The 20,252-nt window shown below is 55.1% G+C and carries 18 protein-coding genes; 6 read left to right on the top strand and 12 right to left on the bottom strand.

Translation table 11 applies throughout. From position 1 onward, the window contains the following. The first annotated feature begins 225 nt into the window (after window positions 1-225). The gene (locus tag DDT52_RS11470) at window positions 226-2,994 is read left to right on the top strand and encodes a winged helix-turn-helix domain-containing protein (protein WP_136156470.1); all 2,769 of its coding nucleotides are present in this window, start codon (window positions 226-228) and stop codon (window positions 2,992-2,994) included. Between the two features lie 117 nt (window positions 2,995-3,111). On the opposite strand, the gene DDT52_RS11465 is transcribed toward DDT52_RS11470, so the two are convergent. The 3 genes from DDT52_RS11465 to DDT52_RS11455 form a co-directional block, all read right to left on the bottom strand. Beyond that, window positions 3,112-4,302, bottom strand: coding sequence for an MFS transporter (locus DDT52_RS11465; RefSeq protein WP_136156469.1), 1,191 nt, complete (start codon window positions 4,300-4,302; stop codon window positions 3,112-3,114). 472 nt (window positions 4,303-4,774) lie between these two features. Continuing rightward, entirely contained in the window at window positions 4,775-6,781 is a 2,007-nt protein-coding gene (locus tag DDT52_RS11460) for a methyl-accepting chemotaxis protein (protein WP_136156468.1), read from the bottom strand. Window positions 6,782-7,080: 299 nt separating this feature from the next. Next, window positions 7,081-8,097, bottom strand: a complete 1,017-nt coding sequence (locus tag DDT52_RS11455; protein ID WP_136156467.1) for a LacI family DNA-binding transcriptional regulator — start codon at window positions 8,095-8,097, stop codon at window positions 7,081-7,083. 262 nt (window positions 8,098-8,359) lie between these two features. Here DDT52_RS11455 and DDT52_RS11450 point away from each other — a divergent pair, with 262 nt between their 5' ends. The 3 genes from DDT52_RS11450 to yidA all read left to right on the top strand — a co-directional run bounded on the left by DDT52_RS11450 (window position 8,360) and on the right by yidA (window position 11,199). Next, a complete protein-coding gene (locus tag DDT52_RS11450) occupies window positions 8,360-8,701 on the top strand; it encodes a PTS lactose/cellobiose transporter subunit IIA (protein WP_136156466.1) in 342 nt (113 codons plus the stop codon). 50 nt (window positions 8,702-8,751) lie between these two features. Next, window positions 8,752-10,194, top strand: coding sequence for a 6-phospho-beta-glucosidase (locus tag DDT52_RS11445; RefSeq protein ID WP_136156465.1), 1,443 nt, complete (start codon window positions 8,752-8,754; stop codon window positions 10,192-10,194). 186 nt (window positions 10,195-10,380) lie between these two features. Beyond that, window positions 10,381-11,199, top strand: a complete 819-nt coding sequence (gene yidA / locus DDT52_RS11440) for a sugar-phosphatase (protein ID WP_136156464.1) — start codon at window positions 10,381-10,383, stop codon at window positions 11,197-11,199. A gap of 139 nt (window positions 11,200-11,338) precedes the next feature. Here the strand turns inward: yidA and DDT52_RS11435 are convergent, their stop codons facing one another. From DDT52_RS11435 to DDT52_RS11425, 3 genes are read right to left on the bottom strand one after another with little or no spacing between them, the layout of a single operon-like run. After that, window positions 11,339-12,781 (bottom strand): sensor histidine kinase, encoded by a 1,443-nt coding sequence (locus tag DDT52_RS11435; RefSeq protein WP_136156463.1) that lies wholly within the window; start codon window positions 12,779-12,781, stop codon window positions 11,339-11,341. Continuing rightward, window positions 12,765-13,436, bottom strand: coding sequence for a response regulator transcription factor (locus tag DDT52_RS11430; RefSeq protein ID WP_136156462.1), 672 nt, complete (start codon window positions 13,434-13,436; stop codon window positions 12,765-12,767). The genes DDT52_RS11435 and DDT52_RS11430 overlap by 17 nt, the downstream gene beginning before the upstream one ends. Window positions 13,437-13,461: 25 nt before the next feature. After that, window positions 13,462-13,815 (bottom strand): PepSY domain-containing protein, encoded by a 354-nt coding sequence (locus DDT52_RS11425; protein WP_168709765.1) that lies wholly within the window; start codon window positions 13,813-13,815, stop codon window positions 13,462-13,464. A 211-nt stretch (window positions 13,816-14,026) separates the two neighbouring features. Between DDT52_RS11425 and DDT52_RS11420 the strand changes: the two genes are divergently transcribed. Further along, complete coding sequence (locus tag DDT52_RS11420; protein ID WP_136156460.1) at window positions 14,027-14,383, top strand: NirD/YgiW/YdeI family stress tolerance protein; 357 nt, start codon at window positions 14,027-14,029, stop codon at window positions 14,381-14,383. A gap of 34 nt (window positions 14,384-14,417) precedes the next feature. Then, window positions 14,418-14,654: a hypothetical protein gene (locus DDT52_RS11415; protein WP_136156459.1), complete on the top strand. Its 237-nt coding sequence runs from the start codon at window positions 14,418-14,420 to the stop codon at window positions 14,652-14,654. Window positions 14,655-14,735: 81 nt separating this feature from the next. Here the strand turns inward: DDT52_RS11415 and DDT52_RS11410 are convergent, their stop codons facing one another. The 6 genes from DDT52_RS11410 to DDT52_RS11385 are packed head-to-tail and all read right to left on the bottom strand — an operon-like array spanning window position 14,736 to window position 20,187. Beyond that, window positions 14,736-16,211, bottom strand: coding sequence for an NAD(P)/FAD-dependent oxidoreductase (locus DDT52_RS11410; protein WP_136156458.1), 1,476 nt, complete (start codon window positions 16,209-16,211; stop codon window positions 14,736-14,738). Continuing rightward, window positions 16,208-16,516 carry a (2Fe-2S)-binding protein gene (locus tag DDT52_RS11405; protein ID WP_136156457.1) on the bottom strand — a complete coding sequence of 103 codons (309 nt, stop codon included), beginning with the start codon at window positions 16,514-16,516 and terminating at the stop codon, window positions 16,208-16,210. The genes DDT52_RS11410 and DDT52_RS11405 overlap by 4 nt, the downstream gene beginning before the upstream one ends. Further along, entirely contained in the window at window positions 16,476-17,597 is a 1,122-nt protein-coding gene (locus tag DDT52_RS11400) for an NAD(P)/FAD-dependent oxidoreductase (protein ID WP_136156456.1), read from the bottom strand. The genes DDT52_RS11405 and DDT52_RS11400 overlap by 41 nt, the downstream gene beginning before the upstream one ends. A 28-nt stretch (window positions 17,598-17,625) precedes the next feature. After that, window positions 17,626-18,363: an aspartate/glutamate racemase family protein gene (locus tag DDT52_RS11395; protein WP_136156455.1), complete on the bottom strand. Its 738-nt coding sequence runs from the start codon at window positions 18,361-18,363 to the stop codon at window positions 17,626-17,628. Between the two features lie 20 nt (window positions 18,364-18,383). Next, window positions 18,384-19,589 (bottom strand): MalY/PatB family protein, encoded by a 1,206-nt coding sequence (locus DDT52_RS11390; RefSeq protein WP_168709764.1) that lies wholly within the window; start codon window positions 19,587-19,589, stop codon window positions 18,384-18,386. 1 nt (window position 19,590) lies between these two features. Further along, window positions 19,591-20,187 carry a peroxidase-related enzyme gene (locus DDT52_RS11385; RefSeq protein ID WP_136156453.1) on the bottom strand — a complete coding sequence of 199 codons (597 nt, stop codon included), beginning with the start codon at window positions 20,185-20,187 and terminating at the stop codon, window positions 19,591-19,593. Window positions 20,188-20,252 lie beyond the last annotated feature (65 nt).

Genomic DNA, 20,252 nt, shown 5'->3' with positions numbered 1-20,252 from the left:
TCCTCAATGTTGTCCCTCGCCGGTACTGTTGACCGAGGCGTTGAACACCGGTTGCGGAAGACAATTCACTTTATAGGCGCCTGCAAACGCGGCATAACCCCTCTGGTGGGGGGGTATGGGGGGGCAAATGCGGATGGGGACAAGTTATTGCGGGTTAATCTTGGTTCCGTTTACCTCTATTGGGTACACTTAAAATACAGACTGAATAAAGAGGTATTGGCACGTATGGAGCGCTTGCCCCCAACACATTACCCGCTTGCGGCATTCGCTAATGAAGAACCTTTTCGCTTTACGCGCAAGCTCCCGCTGATCCTCACCAAACTTACACCCCCGCGCTCGCCGGGGATGTTGTTGCAGCGCGATCGCTTATTGCAACGGCTTGACGCAGCAGAGTCATGCAGCCTGACGCTGGTTTGCGCCGCCGCAGGATTTGGCAAAACCACGCTGCTTGCGCAGTGGTATCGCCGCCGCCAGCAGCAGGGCGATGCGGTCGCCTGGCTAAGCCTTGAAGACGACGACAGCGCGCCGCTGCTATTTATGCGTTATCTGCTGGAGGCGTTGCGGCCGCTGTATAACGGCTGGAGCACCGCCTTCCGGCGGTATCTGCTGGGGGATCTACCCGCTGATTTTTCGATGTTTCTGGCGGAGCTCATTAATCAATTACACCTTTGTCCGCACCCACTTTACCTGATTCTGGATGATTATCAGGATATTAGCCACCGTGAGGTACATGACGGACTGGCGTACCTCCTTAACCATGCCCCCTCTTCTTTGCACCTGATTATCGGTAGCCGTTTTCGTCCCCCGCTGGCGCTGAGCCGTTTGCAGGTTCAGGGGCAACTGGCGGAAATAGACGATAATGACCTGCGTTTCACCTGCGTGGAAGCCAACGCCTACTTTATGGATTCAGCGCCGCAGACGACGAGAAAGCAGGATATTCAGCGTCTTATCTCTCTGACCGAAGGCTGGATCGCGGGTATGAAGATTGCCACCCTGTCAGCCGGCTGGCGCATCAACGCCAGCCACTTTATGGACAGCCTGAGTGAAGGTTCACGGACTATCACCCGCTATCTGGAAGAGGTGATTTTTGAACCGTTGCCACCCGATGTGTTCGATTTCCTGCTATGTACCTCTATTCTCAATCGTCTTAATCCCGCGTTGTGCAATGCCGTGACCGGACGGAGCAACGGTGAGGCGATGTTAGCCTGGATAGAGCAGCACAATCTGTTTCTTTCCGCGCTGGACGAAGGCGGATTCTGGTTCCGTTACCATCCGCTTATGCGCGATACGTTGCTTAACCGGTTGCAACACGCTGCGCATAAAGATAGCCGGGTCTTGCATGAGCGGGCCAGTAACTGGTTTGCCGGCCAACAGCTGTGGGCTGAGGCGGTGCGTCACGCCCTGGCCGCAGGCAAAACCGGCAGTAAGCATGCCGAGGCGGGGGCGCAATCACTGGCCGAGGAAGGAGACATTGATACGCTGGTGCGCTGGATGCGCTATCTGCCCGCCAGTCCGGACCCTACCCGCATTGACCTGCAACTCAACCTGGCCTGGGCGCTGGCGCATCATTTTCGTTTTAACGATTCCCGCCAGTTGCTTGATACGTTAGACGTCTTGGTTGAAGCCAACCGCGGCGATCTGGCCCACAGCACCTGGGTTAAGTTGCGCGTGGTGCGGGCCATTTGCGAAGCCTTCGCTGAAAATATTCCTCAAAGTATCGCCATTGCCGAGCCGTTACTGCGGGAAGTGCCCTGCGGCGACATCTGGGTCGATGGCCTGGTGTGCAATATTCTCAGCTATTGTCATTTGGTGGATCTACGTCCGGAAAAGGCGCTGGATGTGCAATGCCGCATGCCCGGCACAAAAGTAGTGAACCGCAACCTGTTCGTTGAGGTTTACCGTGCTTTCGTTGTGGCTCAGGGCTATCTCCGTCAGGGCAACCTGTTGGAAGCCGAGCGTCAGGCGTCTCAGGCATTGCGTTATGCGGAACAGCATACCGGGACCCATTCCAGCAGCGGTGCAACGCTTGCGCCGATTCTGGCTGAAATCGCCTGGGAGCAAGGGGAGGTGAGCCGGATTGATGCGTTGCTCACGCTGCGGCTGGAGATGATCGATAACTTCTCTCCGCCCGATGGCCTTAGCCGGTGTTATATCATTCTGGCGCGTCAGGCACAGCTAAACGACCAGCCGGAGGAAGCAGAGCCGTTGCTGTTTCATGCTGAAAAACTGACTATTAGCCGGGGATGGTCTCGGGCGAGGGGGCCGTTGCTGGCAGAGAGGCTGACGATTCGTCTCCGGCAAGGGGATGTTGACGGCGCCAGACTCCTGCTGGGTCAGTTGCAGACGTTAGCCGGAGAAGCCGGGGCAGAGAAAGATACGCTGGGTCTGAAAGTGATTTCCCATCATCTTCGCTTAAGCCAGAGCCGTTTGCTTATTGCCGATGGCGACCCGCTGGCCGCGGCCGATATCATTCACTCGTTGGCAAGCGAGCAGGAACAATGCGGGGAATGGTTATCCGCCTTGCGTTTAAGGGTTCTGCAATCGGTCGCGTTATGGCAGGCAGGCGAGGAAGAGCAGGCGGGTGCGGTTTTCAAACCATTGTTACAACGGGCGATGCAGCAAAAACTCCAGCGTAGCCTGTTGGATGCGGGCCCGGATCTGTTGCCTCTGCTAAACCATGTCCGCAGGAAACTGGCGCCCAATGGTGAACTGGCCAACATGGCCGCGGAATTACTGCAACAGGCCGCTGACGACGTCGGACGTTCGCCGGATAAAGACGATATCGCGCAGTCTCAGTGCCGGCGCTTAACCGAACGAGAGCAACAAACGCTACAGCTAATCGCCGATGGCTATTCAAACAAAGGTATCGCCCGCTCGCTGGGCATCTCGGTCGAGACCGTAAAGTGGCACCTGAAGCAGGTATATGCAAAACTCCAGGTGAGCGGCCGCATTCAAGCGATTAATCAGGCGCGGGAATGGCGTTTGCTGAATTGATTTTTCTGGTAATGCCCGCCAACGTACTGATAGCTCCCGACCATAGCCGAGCCCGGTATCAGAGGCCTGATAGCCGATATTCTCCACTAACGGAAACGCTATTACCTTTTGTTTTGATCAGGCAATGGCGCGTTGTCTGGCGCCGCGCAGCTCCTGTCGTAGCGTGATAAGTGCGGTAATCAGCATAAAAATCACCGCCGACCAGAAAATGGCCCGCGGATAACCATGATCGAGCAACCATCCAAACAATATCGGACCGGTCGCCCCGCCGATGTTAAAGCCGGTGGAAACGATGCCGAAAACACGCCCCTCCGCACCGACGGGTGACGCGGCGCGTACCAGCATGTCGCGTGATGGCGCGATCATGCCGGACAGGAAGCCTGCGATAGCCAGCAGTGGAATCAATACCGATGCCGGCAGCGGATAAATGGCGACGATGCTGATCAGGCAGGCGGTTAATGCCAATGCGGCGGTCGCCACCAGGCCGTGACGACGGGTTTTATCCGCCAGCGCGCCGCCAGCCAATACGCCAAAAGCACTGGCAAACAGGAAAGCCGTCAGCACCACGTTGGCCTGTGATAAAGGCAAATCGTAGCCGGTGACAAAGGCGGTCACCGAGAAATTCTGAATCGAACCGGTGCTCAGGTTTAACAGCAGGAATAACACCAGCAGCGCCATGATTGGCAGGGTAAATAGCGGTATTCGCGGCTTGTCTGCCGGTTTGGCGCCCTGCGTTGCATTCGGAACGCGGGCCGGGCGATCGCTTTCGGTTAATAACAACGGAATCGTCGCCAGCCCAATGATGCCGGAAACGATAAACGCACTGTCAATGCCGCTGAAAGCGGCAATCGTCAGTAGAATACCGGGAGCAATGGCGGTGCCGAAAAAGCCGGAGAAAGTGTGAACGGAGAACGCTCTTCCCATGCGTTTCTCGTCGATACCGCGTGATAGCAGGGCATAATCCGCCGGGTGATAGACGGCGTTGGCAACGCCGGCCAGCGCCATGGACGCGATCAGCCAGGCATAGCTGTTGGAAAAACTCAGCGAAAGAAAACACAGGCTGCCGAGCGTGAGGCCGGCAATCAGGGTACGCCGGGCGCCGATGCGATCGACCACAAAGCCAATCGGGGTTTGTACGCACGCGGAAACGATGTTGAACACGCTAAGGGCGAAACCCAACTGGACGAAACTGATATCCCGCTGCTCTGACAGCAAAGGAATAAGTGCAGGCAACACCATCATGTGAAAGTGACTCACCAGATGGGCCGATGAAATTTGCGCCAGTAGCGGAAGTTTTATCAATTTCATTTTATTTATAGCGGATTAGGTTGGGTTATCGAGAGAGCAGACACAACAGCGGGGCGTCGCTCCCTGGGGCAGATAGGGAACAAGATTAGCATATTGCTCATATTATTAGCGTCCTATGCTCTAAATAATTCGAGTGGCAGCAAGACGGCAACCGAGAGCGCCTTCCCCTGACAAACGCTGTCTCCTGGTCACTTTTTTATGCGGACTCAGCGGCAGTGTCGTGCGCCGCAATGCCGCCATTTCTATACTATATCGTAGTTCGCGCCCGACACAGGGGGCTCAAACGCCAGCCCCCTATGAACCCCGGCTTCCGGCTGAATTATGCCGCTGCGCGGTGCCTTCGTCGGTAACGGCCAACCCCGTCAGCGTCCCTACATTGGTGTATAAGAGACGGCTGAAACAAAGGGGAGGCCAATGGCAACGCCCCTGACGTTGTTCGCTCTCCGGGCTGGCGGAGCCGGCCGGAGAGCGATCAGGAGAGCTTGAAGACCAGCACGGTTTGCGCGAGCCGTTTGGCCTGATCTTCCAGTGACGCCGCGGCGGCGGACGCTTCCTGTACCAGTGCGGCGTTTTGCTGGGTTACGCCATCCATTTCATGCACCGCCTGTGTGACCTGACTGATACCGCGCGACTGTTCGTCCGATGCCGAAACAATTTCATCCATGATGTCTTTTACTGACGTAATTGCTTCCAGCATTTCCTGCATCGTGGTGCCCGCGTTTTGCACCAGTGAGACCCCATTGTCCACCCGGTTGGCGGATTCGGCGATAAGTCCGGTAATCTCTTTCACGGCATCCGCGCTGCGCTGGGCAAGGTTGCGTACTTCATTGGCAACAACGGCGAAGCCGCGTCCCTGTTCACCTGCCCGGGCCGCTTCCACCGCCGCATTCAGCGCCAGAATATTGGTCTGAAAGGCAATACCGCTGATGATGCTGGTTATCTCGGCGATTTTCTTCGAACTGTCGTCAATCTCTCCCATGATGTTAACAACCTGACCCACGATCGCATCGCCTTTTTGCGCGATTTGCGCGGCGTTTTGCGCCAGATTCGTCGCGTTATGCGCATTATCCGCATTCTGTTTCACGGTCGCCGTAATCTGCTCCATGCTGGCCGCCGTTTCTTCCAGTGCCGCAGCCTGCTGTTCGGTACGTGAGGCCAGATCCGTGTTGCCCGCGGTGATTTCGGTTGCTCCGTGGCTGACGGATTCGCTGGTGGTGATCAGTTGCTCCACGATATCTCTCAGCTGCGTCTGCATGGTGTACATGGCGTAAAAAATGCTGCTCTGGTCTTTGGCCTGCACCGGGATGGTGTTGGTCAAATCGCCTTGCGCAACGGACAGCGCAATCTGTGCGGCCTGAGCGGGTTCACCGCCAATGGGACGCGCCACTTTACGAATAAAGATTACGCCCAGAATACCGGAGACAACCACAATGCTGAGTACCATCAGCAGTAAGGCCAGATTACGCTGACGCGCCGTTTCCGCCATCACCACATCCACCGGCGCTGACAGGCCGAGCATCCACGGCGTGCCGGTATTTCCAATGTGAATCGGGACATAAACGTCGAACGCCGGAGTATTTAACACCGGATTGTCTTGCTCGATATGGTATGGATTGCCGGTAGTCACGTGTTCCAGCAGCGTTGGGTCATCCGCGATTTTTTGGGTAATCCGGGTTGGATCGGGATGAGAAATGTATGCCCCGGTGTGCGACAGAAGCTGTGCATACCCGGTGCCTTGATAGGGTTTAATTTGATTTGTCAGCTGTTGCAGCGTATCCAGGGCAAAATCCGCCGTGACCGAACCATAAAACTTATTGTTTATCATGATCGGAACGGCCAAAGACGTCAGCAACACATCGACGCCGTTATAAGGGTAGCTGTACGGCTCCAGAATCACTTCTTTCTGAAGTTTTCTCGGCAACAGATAGTAATCGCCGCTGCCGGGGGTCTCATAATCAACCAGATTATGCAGGGCAATATTTCCCGCATTATCACGATCAACATAACGGACAAATCGCCCGTTAGGGTCCTGATCGGGTTGTCCGGCATAGATTTGGTCTTTCCCATCAAAGGCATCCGGTTCCCATGCCAGTGACATGGAGAGGAAATCCGGGTGACTTTTCAGTGCATTCTTCAGCAGTGTTTCTGCGATTTTTCGATCGGCATTACCCGATTCCTGCAAGCTGATGACGCTTTGAACCAGATTGCGCGAAGCGGAGATGGCCAGATCCAGCTTTTGTTGAATCAGATAGCTATTGGTGTAAGCCGTCTGCTCCAGATATTGCTGAGCGATGGTTTTTTGCTGCTGGCTGGATTGCCAGATCAGCAAACCGATAGTCAGGATGAAGCCGAGAGCGATAGTGACGATACCCGTGGATAACATCAACACCTGTGTACTGCGCTTTCTTTTTATTGAAGGAGTGTGGGTTGAAACGATGGTTTGATTGCTGTGTTCAATTGGAAATAATTTATTTGACATATGCATAATATCCCCCCGGGATATAAGCGCTTGTATGGCGCTTTTTGTTTACATAAAAATCAATCAGTTACTGTGTCCTTCAGTATTATTAGGAATTCCTTTATGTGATCTGTGTCATTTTTTTGTGATGCGAGTCACATCGATATCATCGGCCTGAAGGGCCTATGGCTTTAACTTGTTTACAAAAAAAGCGTGGAGTTTCATATATCTTTAATATGACGCGCAGGCATAAAGGCAGGATCGAATGATGAAATACGCCTGTCGGGTAGTCACGCATGGCAATGAAGGGAATTGGGGGGCTAGCGAGCCGCCGGGCCTTTACCAACCGATTCGCGAATGATCAACGATCCCTGAAATGTGGGAGAAGGCGTGGCGGTTTTACCGTCCAGCATACAAAGCAGTTTCTCAAGCGTGCATTTAATCATTTCTGCAACCGGGACATGTACGGTCGTCAAAGGCGGATGCGACCAGGACGCCATCGGCAGGTCATCGAATCCCAGCAGAGAAACATCATCCGGTATCGTGATGCCTTTTTCGCGAAAGGCTTTTGCCGCGCCAATGGCCATATCATCATTACTGGCCACCAGTGCGCTGAAGGTAACACCTCGTTGGTACAGCGTTTTCACGGCGGCGTAACCACTTTCCGGCGTCCAGTCGCCCTCAACCAGCCGTTCGTCATTGACGGCTATCCCTTGTGCCGCCAGTGCTTGCCGATAACCCGCAAGGCGGCTCTCCCCCGTGGGCGAGCCTGACGCGCCAAGGATAAACGCAATATCCCGATGTCCTTGATCAATCAGGTAAGTAACGGCGTCAAAGCAGTGCAGCTGATGGTTGGCACAGATGCCGTTTTCCTCATGATGGTTCAGTTTCCGGTTTACCACCATAATGGGCTGTTCGTGCTGCTCGATGATGCTTTCCAGTGCGGCAATGGACAGAAAACGCGGGTAGATGATGACCGCATCACAGCGTAGATCGAGCAGGAATTCGATGGCCTGCCGCTCTTCTTCCGCACTGTGTTTGCCATCAGCAAGGATTAACTGGCGTCCGTGCTGCTCGGTCATGGTTGCTGTCTGAAACAGTAATTCGTTGAAATAAGGGCCGTTGTATAGGGTGTTGGTAACCACCAGGCCAATGCTCTGGGATTTGTTGGTGGCGAGTTGACGCGCCAACAAATTTGGCCGGTATCCCATTTCTTCGATGGCCTTGAAAACCCGGTCTTTGGTGGTCTGACGGACGTAGTTATTCCCTGTCAACACGCGTGATACGGTTGCTTTTGATACGCCTGCTCTCTTGGCTACATCAAGCATGGTTATCATTTTTTATTCCTAAAAAGTGGCTACTGGCCGTAGCGTTAACATAAAACGCGCCCGACATTATAAAGAAAAATTCATCATTTTTATCATCATGGAACAATAAACGTCATCGTTTTATCACCGGGCACGTCTGTTTATGATCGTGTTCAAAGATTATGAAACTTCATATGAAACCGGTTGCATATTGTTCCCTATGTTGCTTGAATAATAAACGTCAGCTTTTGAACCAGTAAAAAAAGACAGTGAAAACCGGGGAGAGTGACTGATGGAACTTGATGAAAACACCGTCATGGAACTGATTATTTATGCCGGAGAAGCGCGTTCGGGCGCCATGGAAGCACTGCGCGCGGCCAGAGAACATGACTGGGAAAAAACAGAGCAGATGCTGAGTGCGGCATCCGTGGCGGCTCGCAAGGCTCACCATATTCAAACGGCATTGATTGGCGCGGATGAAGGCCGCGGGAAAATTCCGGTCAATCTGATTCTGGTTCATGCGCAGGACCACCTGATGAGCGCGATGCTTTGCCGCGATCTGGTGGAGGAATTGGTTTATTTGCATCGGGAATTGGCTGCTCTGAAGCAGGGCGATACCGTTCGCGGCCCATGATTTTTCAACGGCGTATGTCGATTTTCAACATAACCTAAAAAGGATATGAGATGTCTATTCAGCAATTACCGAAAGACTTTTTGTGGGGCGGCGCGGTAGCGGCGCATCAAGTTGAAGGTGGTTGGGATCAAGGCGGGAAAGGCGTCAGCATTTGTGACGTATTGTCCGGCGGCGCGCACGGCGTGGACCGCGTGATTACCGATGGCGTGCAGCCTGGATTCAGCTATCCGAATCATCAGGCGGTGGAGTTCTATTCCCACTATAAACAGGACGTTGCGCTATTTGCGGAAATGGGCTTCAAATGCTTCCGCACCTCCATCGCCTGGACCCGTATTTTCCCCAACGGAGATGAGCTGGAACCCAATGAGGCCGGACTGCAATTTTATGACGATCTGTTTGATGAACTACTGAAACACAACATTGAGCCGGTTATCACGCTTTCCCACTTCGAGATGCCATATCACCTGGTTAAACACTATGGCGGCTGGCTCAATCGTAAAGTGGTGGATTTCTTTGTGCGCTACAGCGAAGTGGTGATGAAGCGCTACCAATCCAAAGTGAAATACTGGATGACCTTTAATGAAATCAATAACCAGCGTAACTGGCGTTATCCGCTGTTTGGTTATTGTTGTTCCGGCGTGGTGTTCACCGGGCACGAGAATCCTGAACAGGCCATGTACCAGACGCTGCATCATCAGTTTGTGGCCAGCGCCAGGGTGGTGAAATTGGGGCATGACATCAATCCTGACTTCAAAATTGGCTGCATGCTGGCGCTGGTGCCGCTCTATCCGTGGTCGTGCCATCCGGATGATGTGATGTATGCGCAGGAAGCGATGCGCGAACGTCATCTGTTTGGCGACGTGCAATTACGTGGATATTACCCGGCGTATATTTTGAAAGAGTGGGCCAGAAAAGGCTATCACATTGATATGCAGGCGGAAGATGAGAAAACCTTGCGCGACGGCTGCACCGATTATCTGGGTTTCAGCTACTACATGAGTAATGCCGTACAACATGTCGCTCAACATCAGGCCGTTGATGATGCTATCGCCGGCTTTCCGGGCGCGGTGAAAAACCCGCACGTTTCCGCATCGGAATGGGGCTGGCAGATTGACCCGGTGGGCCTGCGTTACACGCTGAACAGCTTCTACGAGCGTTATCAAAAACCGATGTTCATCGTCGAGAATGGCTTTGGCGCGGTCGATAAGGTAGAAGCCGACGGACAAATCCATGACGATTACCGTATCGATTACCTTAAGGCGCACATCGAGCAGATGAAAAAAGCGGTGCTGGAAGACGGCGTCGAACTGATGGGCTATACCCCCTGGGGCTGTATCGACTGCGTTTCGTTTACCACCGGGCAGTACAGTAAGCGCTATGGTTTCATCTATGTGGATAAACATGATGATGGTACAGGGACGTTACGGCGCTCCCGTAAAAAGAGTTTTAACTGGTATAAGCAGGTGATCGCCAGCAACGGCGCGGCGCTATAGAGAAAAAACGTAACGATGACCATCCTCATTTCAGTCGCTGATGGGGATCGTTCTCGATGTAAGCCGTGCGGTCGGCACGGCTTTTTACTTGGTCTGTCATGGGAGCGCCATCATGCCGCATTTCACTGGCGACTTCATCGCTGAATCGCGTTAGCATGAAAGCAGGTTATTAATGCTGAGAAAATTATGTCTATAAAACTGATCGCAATTGATATGGATGGGACGTTGCTGACGCCGCAAAATCAAATTTCTCCCGCAGTGAAAGCGGCTATCGCCGCGGCAAGAGAGAAAGGCGTTCAGGTGGTGCTGGCGACGGGCCGTCCGTTCATTGGTGTGGAACGCTATCTGGCAGAACTGGATTTACAGCAGGAAGATTGCTTTTGCGTCACCAATAACGGCGCACTGGTGCAGCGTGCGGCAAATGGCGACTGTGTGGCGCAAACGACGCTGAGCTTTGATGATTATCTCTATTTTGAAGCGCTGTCCCGTAAGCTGAATGTTCATTTCCATGCGCTGGATTTCAATTTCGTCTATACCGCCAACAAGGACATCAGCCGTTATACCGTCCATGAGGCGCATCTGACCGGTATGCCGCTGAAATACCGTGCGGTGGAAGAGATGGACCGTAACCTGACATTCCCGAAAGTCATGATGATTGATGAGCCGCCGGTGCTGGATCGGGCAATCAGCCAAATCCCGCCGGAAGCGTTTGAGCGTTACACCATCATGAAAAGCGCCGAATATTATCTGGAAATTCTGGATAAGCGCGTCAACAAAGGCGAAGGGGTGAAAATGTTGGCGCAACACCTCGGTATTACGCGCGAAAATGTGATGACGCTGGGCGATCAGGAAAACGATCTGGCCATGCTGAAATATGCCGGGTTGGGGGTCGCGATGGGGAATGCCACCGAAGCGGTAAAAGCCATCAGTCAGTTTGTGACCAAAACCAATCAGGAAGATGGCGTGGCCTATGCGATTGAAAAATTTGTGCTTAATCCTGAATAGGGCGGAAATCCGGTAACTTATTATAATTATTTGTTTATTGCGTTAATGATGTGAATTGGAGCGTGAGTCTTGCGATATCCCTGCCGGCTTTGGCTCGCAGACTCGTCCCCCGCCCTGAGTAAACGCATTGCCAGCGCCGCTATGCCCTGTTCACCCTAGCGCCTGGCAGACAAACCCGGGCACGTAACCCGCCCTGGTCGCCGTGCAGATTTTTCAGTTCAAACTCTCCACCGTAGAGTTGGATCAGGTCCTGCACAATGGCCAGACCCAATCCCGAGCCCGGGGTGTTTTCATCCAGCCTTACTCCACGCTGTGTGACGGCTTTCAGTCGTGAAACGGCGATGCCGGGGCCATTATCTTCTATCAGGATTTCCAGCCAGTCAGGCGTCTGCGGTAGCGTTGACAGAGTGACGGCAATGCTGGAATGAGACCATTTGAAGGCATTTTCCAGCAGGTTGCCCACAATTTCCTGTAGATCCTGTTCTTCTCCGGCAAACCAGATGGGTTGAGAAGGCGCTTGCATGCTCACCTGAATCGGTTTGTCAGCGAACACGCGGTCCAGCACCCTCAGTAAACCTGACACCGTTTCCGTTACGTTGGTTTGTTGTGCGGACAAACCGTGTACGGCGGCCACCCTTGCCCGCATCAGATGCCAGTCGATATGGCGGCGTATCTGAGCGAGCTGCTCCTTGATGATTTCAGGAGGAATGCTGCCGTGGCGAGTCTGTGCCTGATCGGCCTCGTTCTCAAGAATAGTCAGCGGCGTTTTGAGCGCATGCGCCAGATTGCCGGCCTGCGTGCGGGCCCGCTGTACGGCGGTTGCATTGGCGGCGAGCACCTGATTGAAATCGTCGACCAACGGCTGCACTTCCTGTGGAAAACGGCCTGCCATCTGGGGCGCGCCATCCCGCACGGATTTAAGCGCCTGCTGTAGCGCCTTCAACGGCTTAAGGCCGATGGCGACCTGAGCCCAGGCTGACAGGGTTAATAGCAGCAGCAGGAAGATTTCGGCAAGGGCCAGCGCGCGGCCGAAACGCTCCGTGGCTTCCAGATTGAAACGCAGATTGCCAGCGACGATCAGGCGGTAGTGGCGGCCCGGCGAGTCTGGCGAGGAGACAATGCGTTGCAGAACGAGCAGCGATTCTCCCGCGGGCCCTACCGTTTCACTGACGGCCAGTTCGCCGGGAGGCGGCGTGTGGTTATCAAACGGCAAAGAGAGATTGGCATCCCATAGCGAACGAGAGCGCAGTATGCCAATGACGGGAGAACCCGCGTCAGGAAATTCATCTATCTGCCAGTAAAAGCCGGAATACTGTTTCTGTAAGCGCGGATCAAACAGCGCTGTCGCATCGACTTCCGGATGACCGGTGTCATCGAACTCGAGCGTCACCAAAAGCTGATCCAGTTGGCGCGTTAATGCTGCCTGAAACTGATTTACGACATGATCTCTGAACAGGGTCGTCAGGGCCAGACCGGAAAGCAGCAGCGCCAGCGCGATCCCTCCCACGGTGGTCCAAAACAGCCGGACCCGCAGCGATCCCGCGCGTTTGCGGTCGGGGGGCGCGTTAGTCTGGCTGTTCATTGTCGATCAGCCGATAGCCCAGTCCCCTTACGGTCTGGATGATGGAAGGATGAAGTTTTTTACGCAGGCGTCCAACAAATACCTCGATGGTGTTTGAGTCCCGATCGAAATCCTGCGCATAAATATGTTCCGTCAACTCGGTTCGTGAAATGAGCCGTCCTGGCCGATGCATCAGATATTCCAGCAGTTTATATTCATGACTGGTGAGGGCAACGGGCTTCTCTTCATAGGTAACGCTGCCGTTACGCGTATCCAGTGTGACGGCGCCACACTTCAACACCGATGATGCCAGTCCGGCGGCGCGGCGAATCAGCGCCCTTACGCGAGCCAGCAGTTCCGATGCATGAAACGGCTTGGTCAGGTAGTCATCCGCGCCGGCGTCAATACCCGCGACCTTTTCATGCCAGTTGCCCCGGGCCGTCAGCACCAGTACCGGCATATTGCGCCCGGATTCACGCCATTTTCTGAGTATGTTCAGCCCGTCCATCACCGGCAGGCCGAGATCCAGCAATACGGCGTCGAAGTCTTCCGTATCGCCGAGATAATGGACATCCTGCCCGTCGGCACTGGCCTCCACAACATAACCTGCGGTTTTGAGCATCTCGACAAGCTGCCTTTGCAGCGTCATGTCGTCTTCCGCCACCAGGATCTTCATCTGCACGCTCCCCTTATTTTTGTTCTCAATTCTTCCAGCCCTTGTTTTTCATGCGCAGGATATTGCCGGAGCGTGCGTCCATCTCCAGCTTTACGATCCGCCCGTTCGGGGTAATGGCTTTAATCTCGTAGATAAACCATTTGTTGTCATGCTTCTTTTCAGAATGCAGCTTGGCTTCCAATACCTGGCACTGGCACTCCTCCATCAGACGCGACTGCACGGTGGCAAAGGGGATCACCTGGCCTGACTGTAACGCCGAGCGAGCCAAATCCTGCTCGTGTTTGTCCCCTGCTAAAGCCGATCCGGCATGAAGGGCCGGACCAAGCATAAACAGTATTGGGTAAAGAGAGAGGTAGCGCGAAAATCCGCTTTTTTTCATATCCGTACCTGTGGCAGAGAACGCATAGGACATTTTGACAACATGAAAATGAACCTGACATGAACAGTGCTGTGGTGGCGTGTATTCGCCGCCGGGCGCCTTTTTCAGTATTCACCTGCCGTTCATTTTCGTTCATTTATTCTTTCCCCATAGCAGCGACAGCGTCGCTTTCTGCGGTAACTGTCACCGCGTTTAACAGAAGGGATATAACATGAAATCACGTTTTATTATTGGCGCCTTCATTCTGGCCATCAGCAGTTCCGCCGCCTGGGCGCAATATATCGGCCCCAATGGCTCCCCCACCTCCGTCAAAACGCTGCTTGAATATGGGCGCGACCATGACTTCGTGGTTCTGAAAGGCAATATCATCAGACGCGCGGCCTATTATGACGATCTGTATGAATTCAGCGATGGCACGGGAACGATTTTAATCAAAATCGATCACAAACGGTGGCCTATCAATCTTCGAATCGATGATAAATCAACAATTGAGATCGCTGGAAAATATGATCGGGAATTCGTTCGTTTCAACAAGATAAAGGTGATGAATATTCGGGTCGCGGACTGAGCGCTTCGGCGCTGAACGGTGAGGAGGGAAGGACATGTGCTATCGTCTTGTTCTGGCCGGATTGATGCTGCTGCGAATCTCACTGGTGCCGTTGATGCAGGCCGATCAACTGGAACTGGCTGGCCGGATGTTGCTGGCCCAATACGGCGTACTCAATAAGGTGATGGTTTCCGATGGGATGCCGCGGTGGAAAAACCGCCACGACCGCGCTGTCCGGCAAGCGATGTCATCCAGAATGATAGTATGGAAAAAAACGCATCACGATATATAAAGCGATTTGACGTCGCATCTGCCGGCATGCGTGAAATTAACGGATTCAATCCGTTTTTTGTCGCGGCCGTACCTGATTTCGTTACTCTTCCCCGCTCTGGGCCAGTTCCGCCAGCGTAATGGGTTTGATGGGGAAGCGGTTGCGTTGATAACCCACTCCCGACATATCGCGCTGTTGCGTATGAGCCAGCAGCTGCGCGGCATTTTGCGCGCACATGCGTCCCTGACACGGCCCCATCCCGCAGCGGGTAAAGGCCTTGAGCTGGTTGGCGCCGCTGCATCCCATTTTAGCCGCCAGACGAATATCACCTGCGCTGACCTGTTCGCAGCGGCAAATCATCACGTCATCCGCTGGCTGGTAAGCCGCTTGCGGTACGGGATAGCACGCGGCAAGAAAGGGCCTGATGGCCAGTTCCTTATGCAACGCCGCCTGTAAATCATGCCCCTGTTTGTCCCGTTCCTGAAAACTGATGACGCCCGCGGCTTGCAAAATGCCCAGCGCGGCGAGGTGTCCGCTCAGCGCCGACGCCGCGGCGCCGACGATACCGCTGGCGTCGCCGGCAATGTAAACCCCCCGCTGACTGGATTGTAGATACGCGTCCAGGCAGGGTTCCCAATATTGATATTGCGCGTTCCATTGCAGTCGGCACCCCATGGCATTGGCCAGTTGGGTGGCGGGCGTCACCCCAATGTGGCTCAGCACCGTGGGGGTTTCCAGCCGGTGCGTTTTACCCTTTCGGGTGAAACCGATGGCGCTCACCTGCGCTTCGCCTTCGATCGCCAGATTGCTGACTCCGGAGAAATACGGAATACGCGCCCGTTTTATTTCGCGCAGCAGCTGCCAGCCTTTGTACAGATAGCCTGACGTGTGGCGCAGGGCCGAGGGCAGAAACGGCAGGGCGCGCAGGTAATGGCGCGACGTGCTGGTGTCGAGAATCGCCTGAATACGCCCGCCTGCCCGGATAACCTGCGTGGCAAACAGCAGCAATAGCGGGCCGTTTCCCACCAGTACGCTTTGTGCCGGCGGCAACAGACCGGCGGATTTCATCAGCAATTGTGCCGCGCCGACGGTCATGGCGCCCGGCAGCGTCCAGCCCGGCATCGGGAACGTGCGCTCCTGCGCGCCGACCGCCAGCAAAATGAAGCGTGCCTGAATCTGGTAGTTGCGGGTGGTTTCGCCTTTTTCCAGCAGAAAAACCTGTTTCTCCGGCGTGATTTGCCAGACCAGCGTGTTGGGCAGATAGCGAATCCGCGGCGAAAAGGCCTGCCCGGCCAATTGACGTCCGGCACGGTAATCGGGGCCGAAAATGGCGTCTGCATGGCTGATGGGCGAGCGGGTGACGTGACGATAGATTTGTCCTCCCGGCAGCGGGTTTTCATCCGCCAGCCAGACGCTCAGCCCTGCCTGGCTGGCCTCCTGCGCCGCTTTTAACCCGGCGGGACCGGCGCCGACGATCAATAAATCGATGTTATTCCGCTTGAGGTCGGGTGCGCGGGAGGCGTCCGACTCAAAAGAATGCGTATCTGCTGTTTGCGTCATCGCGTCAGTCGTATTCATTGTACTGTTCTGGCTCCCTGTGGAAACGCAATGTGCATGCCGGCACGCACTGGCGTCATGCAGGCCTGAATGTTCGGTACGTCATCGACGGTAACCCGGCATTCGAAACAACTCCCCATCATGCAGAAAGGCCCGCGAGGCTGTGCATCAATGGCCGTTGTCCGACAGGCCGTCAAGCCATTGGCGAGCAGCGCCGCGGCGATCGTCCAGTCAGATCGAGCCGGCAATGGGTTGCCGTTAACCCAAATGGTGACAAACGTGGCGTCAACCGACGGCAGAGGGTGAAAGAATAAATCGCTGGACATTGAACGCCTCAAAAAGATGATGAAGTTTCCCGCCGAGTATCCAGTCGGGCAGGAGGGTACTGTGCAACGCCGCCAGCGTGACCCCGCTGTGACAGGTGACGGCAAACGCGCCGGGATGACTATCGGACGTGTCATAGACCGGCAGACCGTCCGGCGTCATGATGCGCAATGCTCCCCAGGTGCGAACGATACGTACATTTGCCAGCGCGGGGAATGCGGTCAGCGCCCGCTGTGCCATACCGCGTTGAATATCCGGCCGCGTACCGTTATTCAGGCCGACATGTTCATGCGAGTCGCCGATCATCACGGTGCCTTCCTGCGTTTGACGCAACATATTGCTGGGATAGTCAATCAATGGCGCCAGACGTTCGGTGACCAGCACCTGTCCGCGAACCGGTTCGATCGGAATGGGTAAACCCACCTGCATGCCGAGCCGGGTGTTTTCCAGTCCCGCCGCCAACACGATCCGCCGGGCGCGGATTTCTCCCTGTGCGGTATGCAGGCGAAAATTGTCGCCGTCGCGCTCAATGTCGTTGACCGGCGTATTGGGAAAGTAGCGGCCGCCGGCCTGTATAAACGCGTGCGACAGCGCCCGCAGCGTCAGCAGAGGATTGGCGTGTCCGTCATGGGGGGAGTAGATGGCGCCCGCCACCTGTGGTGAAATGACCGGCACATGCCGGCGTAACGCCGCAGAATCCCAAACCTGATAGCAGAATGAGGGATTGCCGCGTTGCAATTGCCGCATTGCCTGTTCAGCCTGCGCCAGCGCATCGGCGCTGATGCAGATATTCAATCCGCCGGGGCGGCGAAAGCCGCAATCGATGCCGGTTTCTGTCTGTAGGCGCCGGGCGAAATCCGGCCATTGCTGGGAGGCCAGCCGGGATAATTCATTATACGGCGGACATGTCAGCCCTTTGCCTTGCACCCAGACCAGACCGAAATTACCGCGTGAGGCGCGAAAATCACTGTCGCCGCCATCACAAATCGCTACGCTGATTTTTTTCTGGCTCAACCCATAAGCCACGGCGTGACCGACAATCCCGCCGCCGATGACCACAACATCGTAATGCCGATCGTTCATCGTGGGTTACACCGCCGGCGTTCGTTGACTAAATGCACCATTTTTCACCGCCATCATAAGCCTTAGGTTGTAATGCCGCCTGAAACCCGTTCACCAGCGTAACGGTATCGAATACCGGCAGACCGAGATGGTCATGCAGCGAGGCACTGAACGGCGCGAGATTAGTACATTCCAGCACCAGCGCGCCCGTGTTGGGAAAGCGGAGTAGCGCCTGTCTGGCCATTGCCAGCACTTCCTGTTCCAGCGTGGCATAGGAAACGCTGTCATCCCCCTGACCGATAGCGCGGACAAATTCCGAATCCGGCGGCATGCCGGACACGGCGGCCCGCGCCGGGATACCGACTTTTTCCAGATAATCGCCCCGCAGCGTCCGATCGTCAAACGTCAGAATCAACGGCTGTTTTCCCGCCGGTAATAATCGTTCCACCAGAGGATACTGAAGCAGGCTACTGGTGACGATCGGCACCGACGACCAGGCGGCCAGCTCCTGTTGGTAATAGGATAAATAACCGCAGCTGGTGGTCAGTCCGTCGACGCCTTCATCAATCAGCGATTGCGCCGCCCGTTTAAACGGCTCCAACAGATTGTGCTGATCCAGATGCCCCATCCGCTGGGGAATGGCTTCTTCCACCACGCGGTAACGTACGGGGAAGGACCAGGTTTCGGCATTGCCAATGTCACCCAGATAGCGACGGAAATGCGTTTTTACCATCAGGATCCCGATGGTCGCGGAGGTGGCGCGGTCAGGACGGGGATCGTTGCTCATCTTTTCTCTCCGGTGCGGTCTCAGTGCGGCGTGGCGTCGATCAGCGTTTCCAGTATCTGCTGCAAAATCTGCTTTGACGTGGCGAAATTGAGTCTGGCGAACGATCCGCCAGATGGAATAAAGGTTTCCCCGGCGCTGAGCGCCAGTTTGCCGTGTTGCAGATAATGGCTACCCGCCGCGGTGGGCAGCGATAATGCGCTGAAATCAAGCCAGGCAAAGTAGGTTGCCTGCGGTGCGTACAGTTTTACGGCTGGCAAGGCGTGTTGTAATGTCGCGATCGCCTGCTCGCGGCGCTCGTAGAGGTAGTGCCGTAAGCCCGTCAGCCAGGGTTGTCCGCGATCCCATGCCGCAACGGTGGCGTCAATGCCAACGCCGGAAGGGTAGCCGAGCACTTTGGCGGGAAGCCGCCGGGTGAAGCGCTGTTTTAGCTCGCCGTCGCCAAAGTACATCAGCCCGCAGCGTAATCCCGCGATATTAAAGCTTTTACTGGCCGAATTGAGCGTCACGGTGCGGGATGCCAGATCCGGGCGCAGCGAACCAAACGGAATATGCTGGTGACCCGGTAAAACCAGATCGGCATGGATTTCATTGGCGATCACCAGCAGGTCATGGGCCTCTGCCAGCGCCGCCAGTTTTTCCAGCTCTTCCCGACGAAAAGCCCGCCCGGTAGGGTTATGGGGATTGCACAGCAGGAGAATGCGCGTGCTGGCGTCGATCTGGCGTTCAAGATGGTCAAAATCGATTTCGTAACCTTGTCCGTTATCCACCAGCGAACTGGCCTGTAAGCGCCTGCCGGTTTCGCGAATGGCATCGTAAAAAGGCGGATAGCTGGGCGTTTGCAATAATACGCCGTCGCCCGGCTGGCTGAATGCCAGAATGAGCAGGTAAACCGCCTGAACCAGTTCATTTACCGCCAGCACATTTGTCGGATCGGTTTCCCAGCCAAAATCCCGCTGCATATAGCGGCTGAACGCTCGGGCCAGCGTGTGTTCGGCGCGATCGCGCTGGCGGTAAGGGTAGCCGGTATCCTGATCCTGATGCCAGTGGCGCAGAACATCGGTAATCGCCGGTGCCGGGGCATAATCCATTTCCGCGACCCAGGCGGGTAAAATATCGAGCGCATAATGTTGCCACTTCATGCTTTGCCGACGGCGCAGGACGTCCAGCGACAGGATATTTTGCTCGGCGAACTGCTGGGCCAAACGGGAATCAAAGGATGAACTCATTTTAACGGGCGTCCAGATAGGCTTCGACATTTGGCTTGACGCCAAGTGCGCTGTTCAGACGGTTGCTATAATTGAAATAGCTGGCGATGGCCGCCGCGTCCAGAATATCCCGCTCGGTCAACCCTGCCTGACGTAGGGCGTCCAGATGTTCCGGTTCGATATTTTGCGGCGCCTGGGTGATTTGCCGGGCATAGTCGGCCAATGCCCGCTCGCGTAAGGTCAGCGACGCATGACGGTAGTTGACTTCAATCTGGCCAACCCACACAGGATCGCCGCTGATCTGGCGCAGCGTGGCGGCATGGGCGAACACGCACGGAGCGCAGCGATTTTCGGCGCTGACGACGACGGCGATTAACTCTCTTTCCTGCGCGGTGAGTCCGCTGTCTTGCGGCTGATTCAATGCCCGGCTGAGCGCGTCTTGCGCAATCAGCAAATCCGGATAATGCGCCAGAATCAATTGCGCATTGCGGCGGTGGCCGACTTTGGCTGCGGTACGCTCGATAACTTCCAGCACGTCGCCGGTCAATGGTGTTTCCGCCAGTTTAAGCCATGAAAGGGAAGCCGGTTGTTCGCCAGGTTCATTACGGGGCTTACTCATGGGAAATTCCTTCTGTTTTTTGACGTTGACAAGCCAACGTCCGTTGGCTAAGTTGCAGTCAAATT

This window comes from Brenneria roseae subsp. roseae (genome assembly GCF_003115845.1).
In the GTDB taxonomy this organism is placed as follows: domain Bacteria; phylum Pseudomonadota; class Gammaproteobacteria; order Enterobacterales; family Enterobacteriaceae; genus Brenneria; species Brenneria roseae.
Note: the sequence above shows the minus strand (reverse complement) of the source record. Positions and strands in the feature narration are given on the sequence as shown.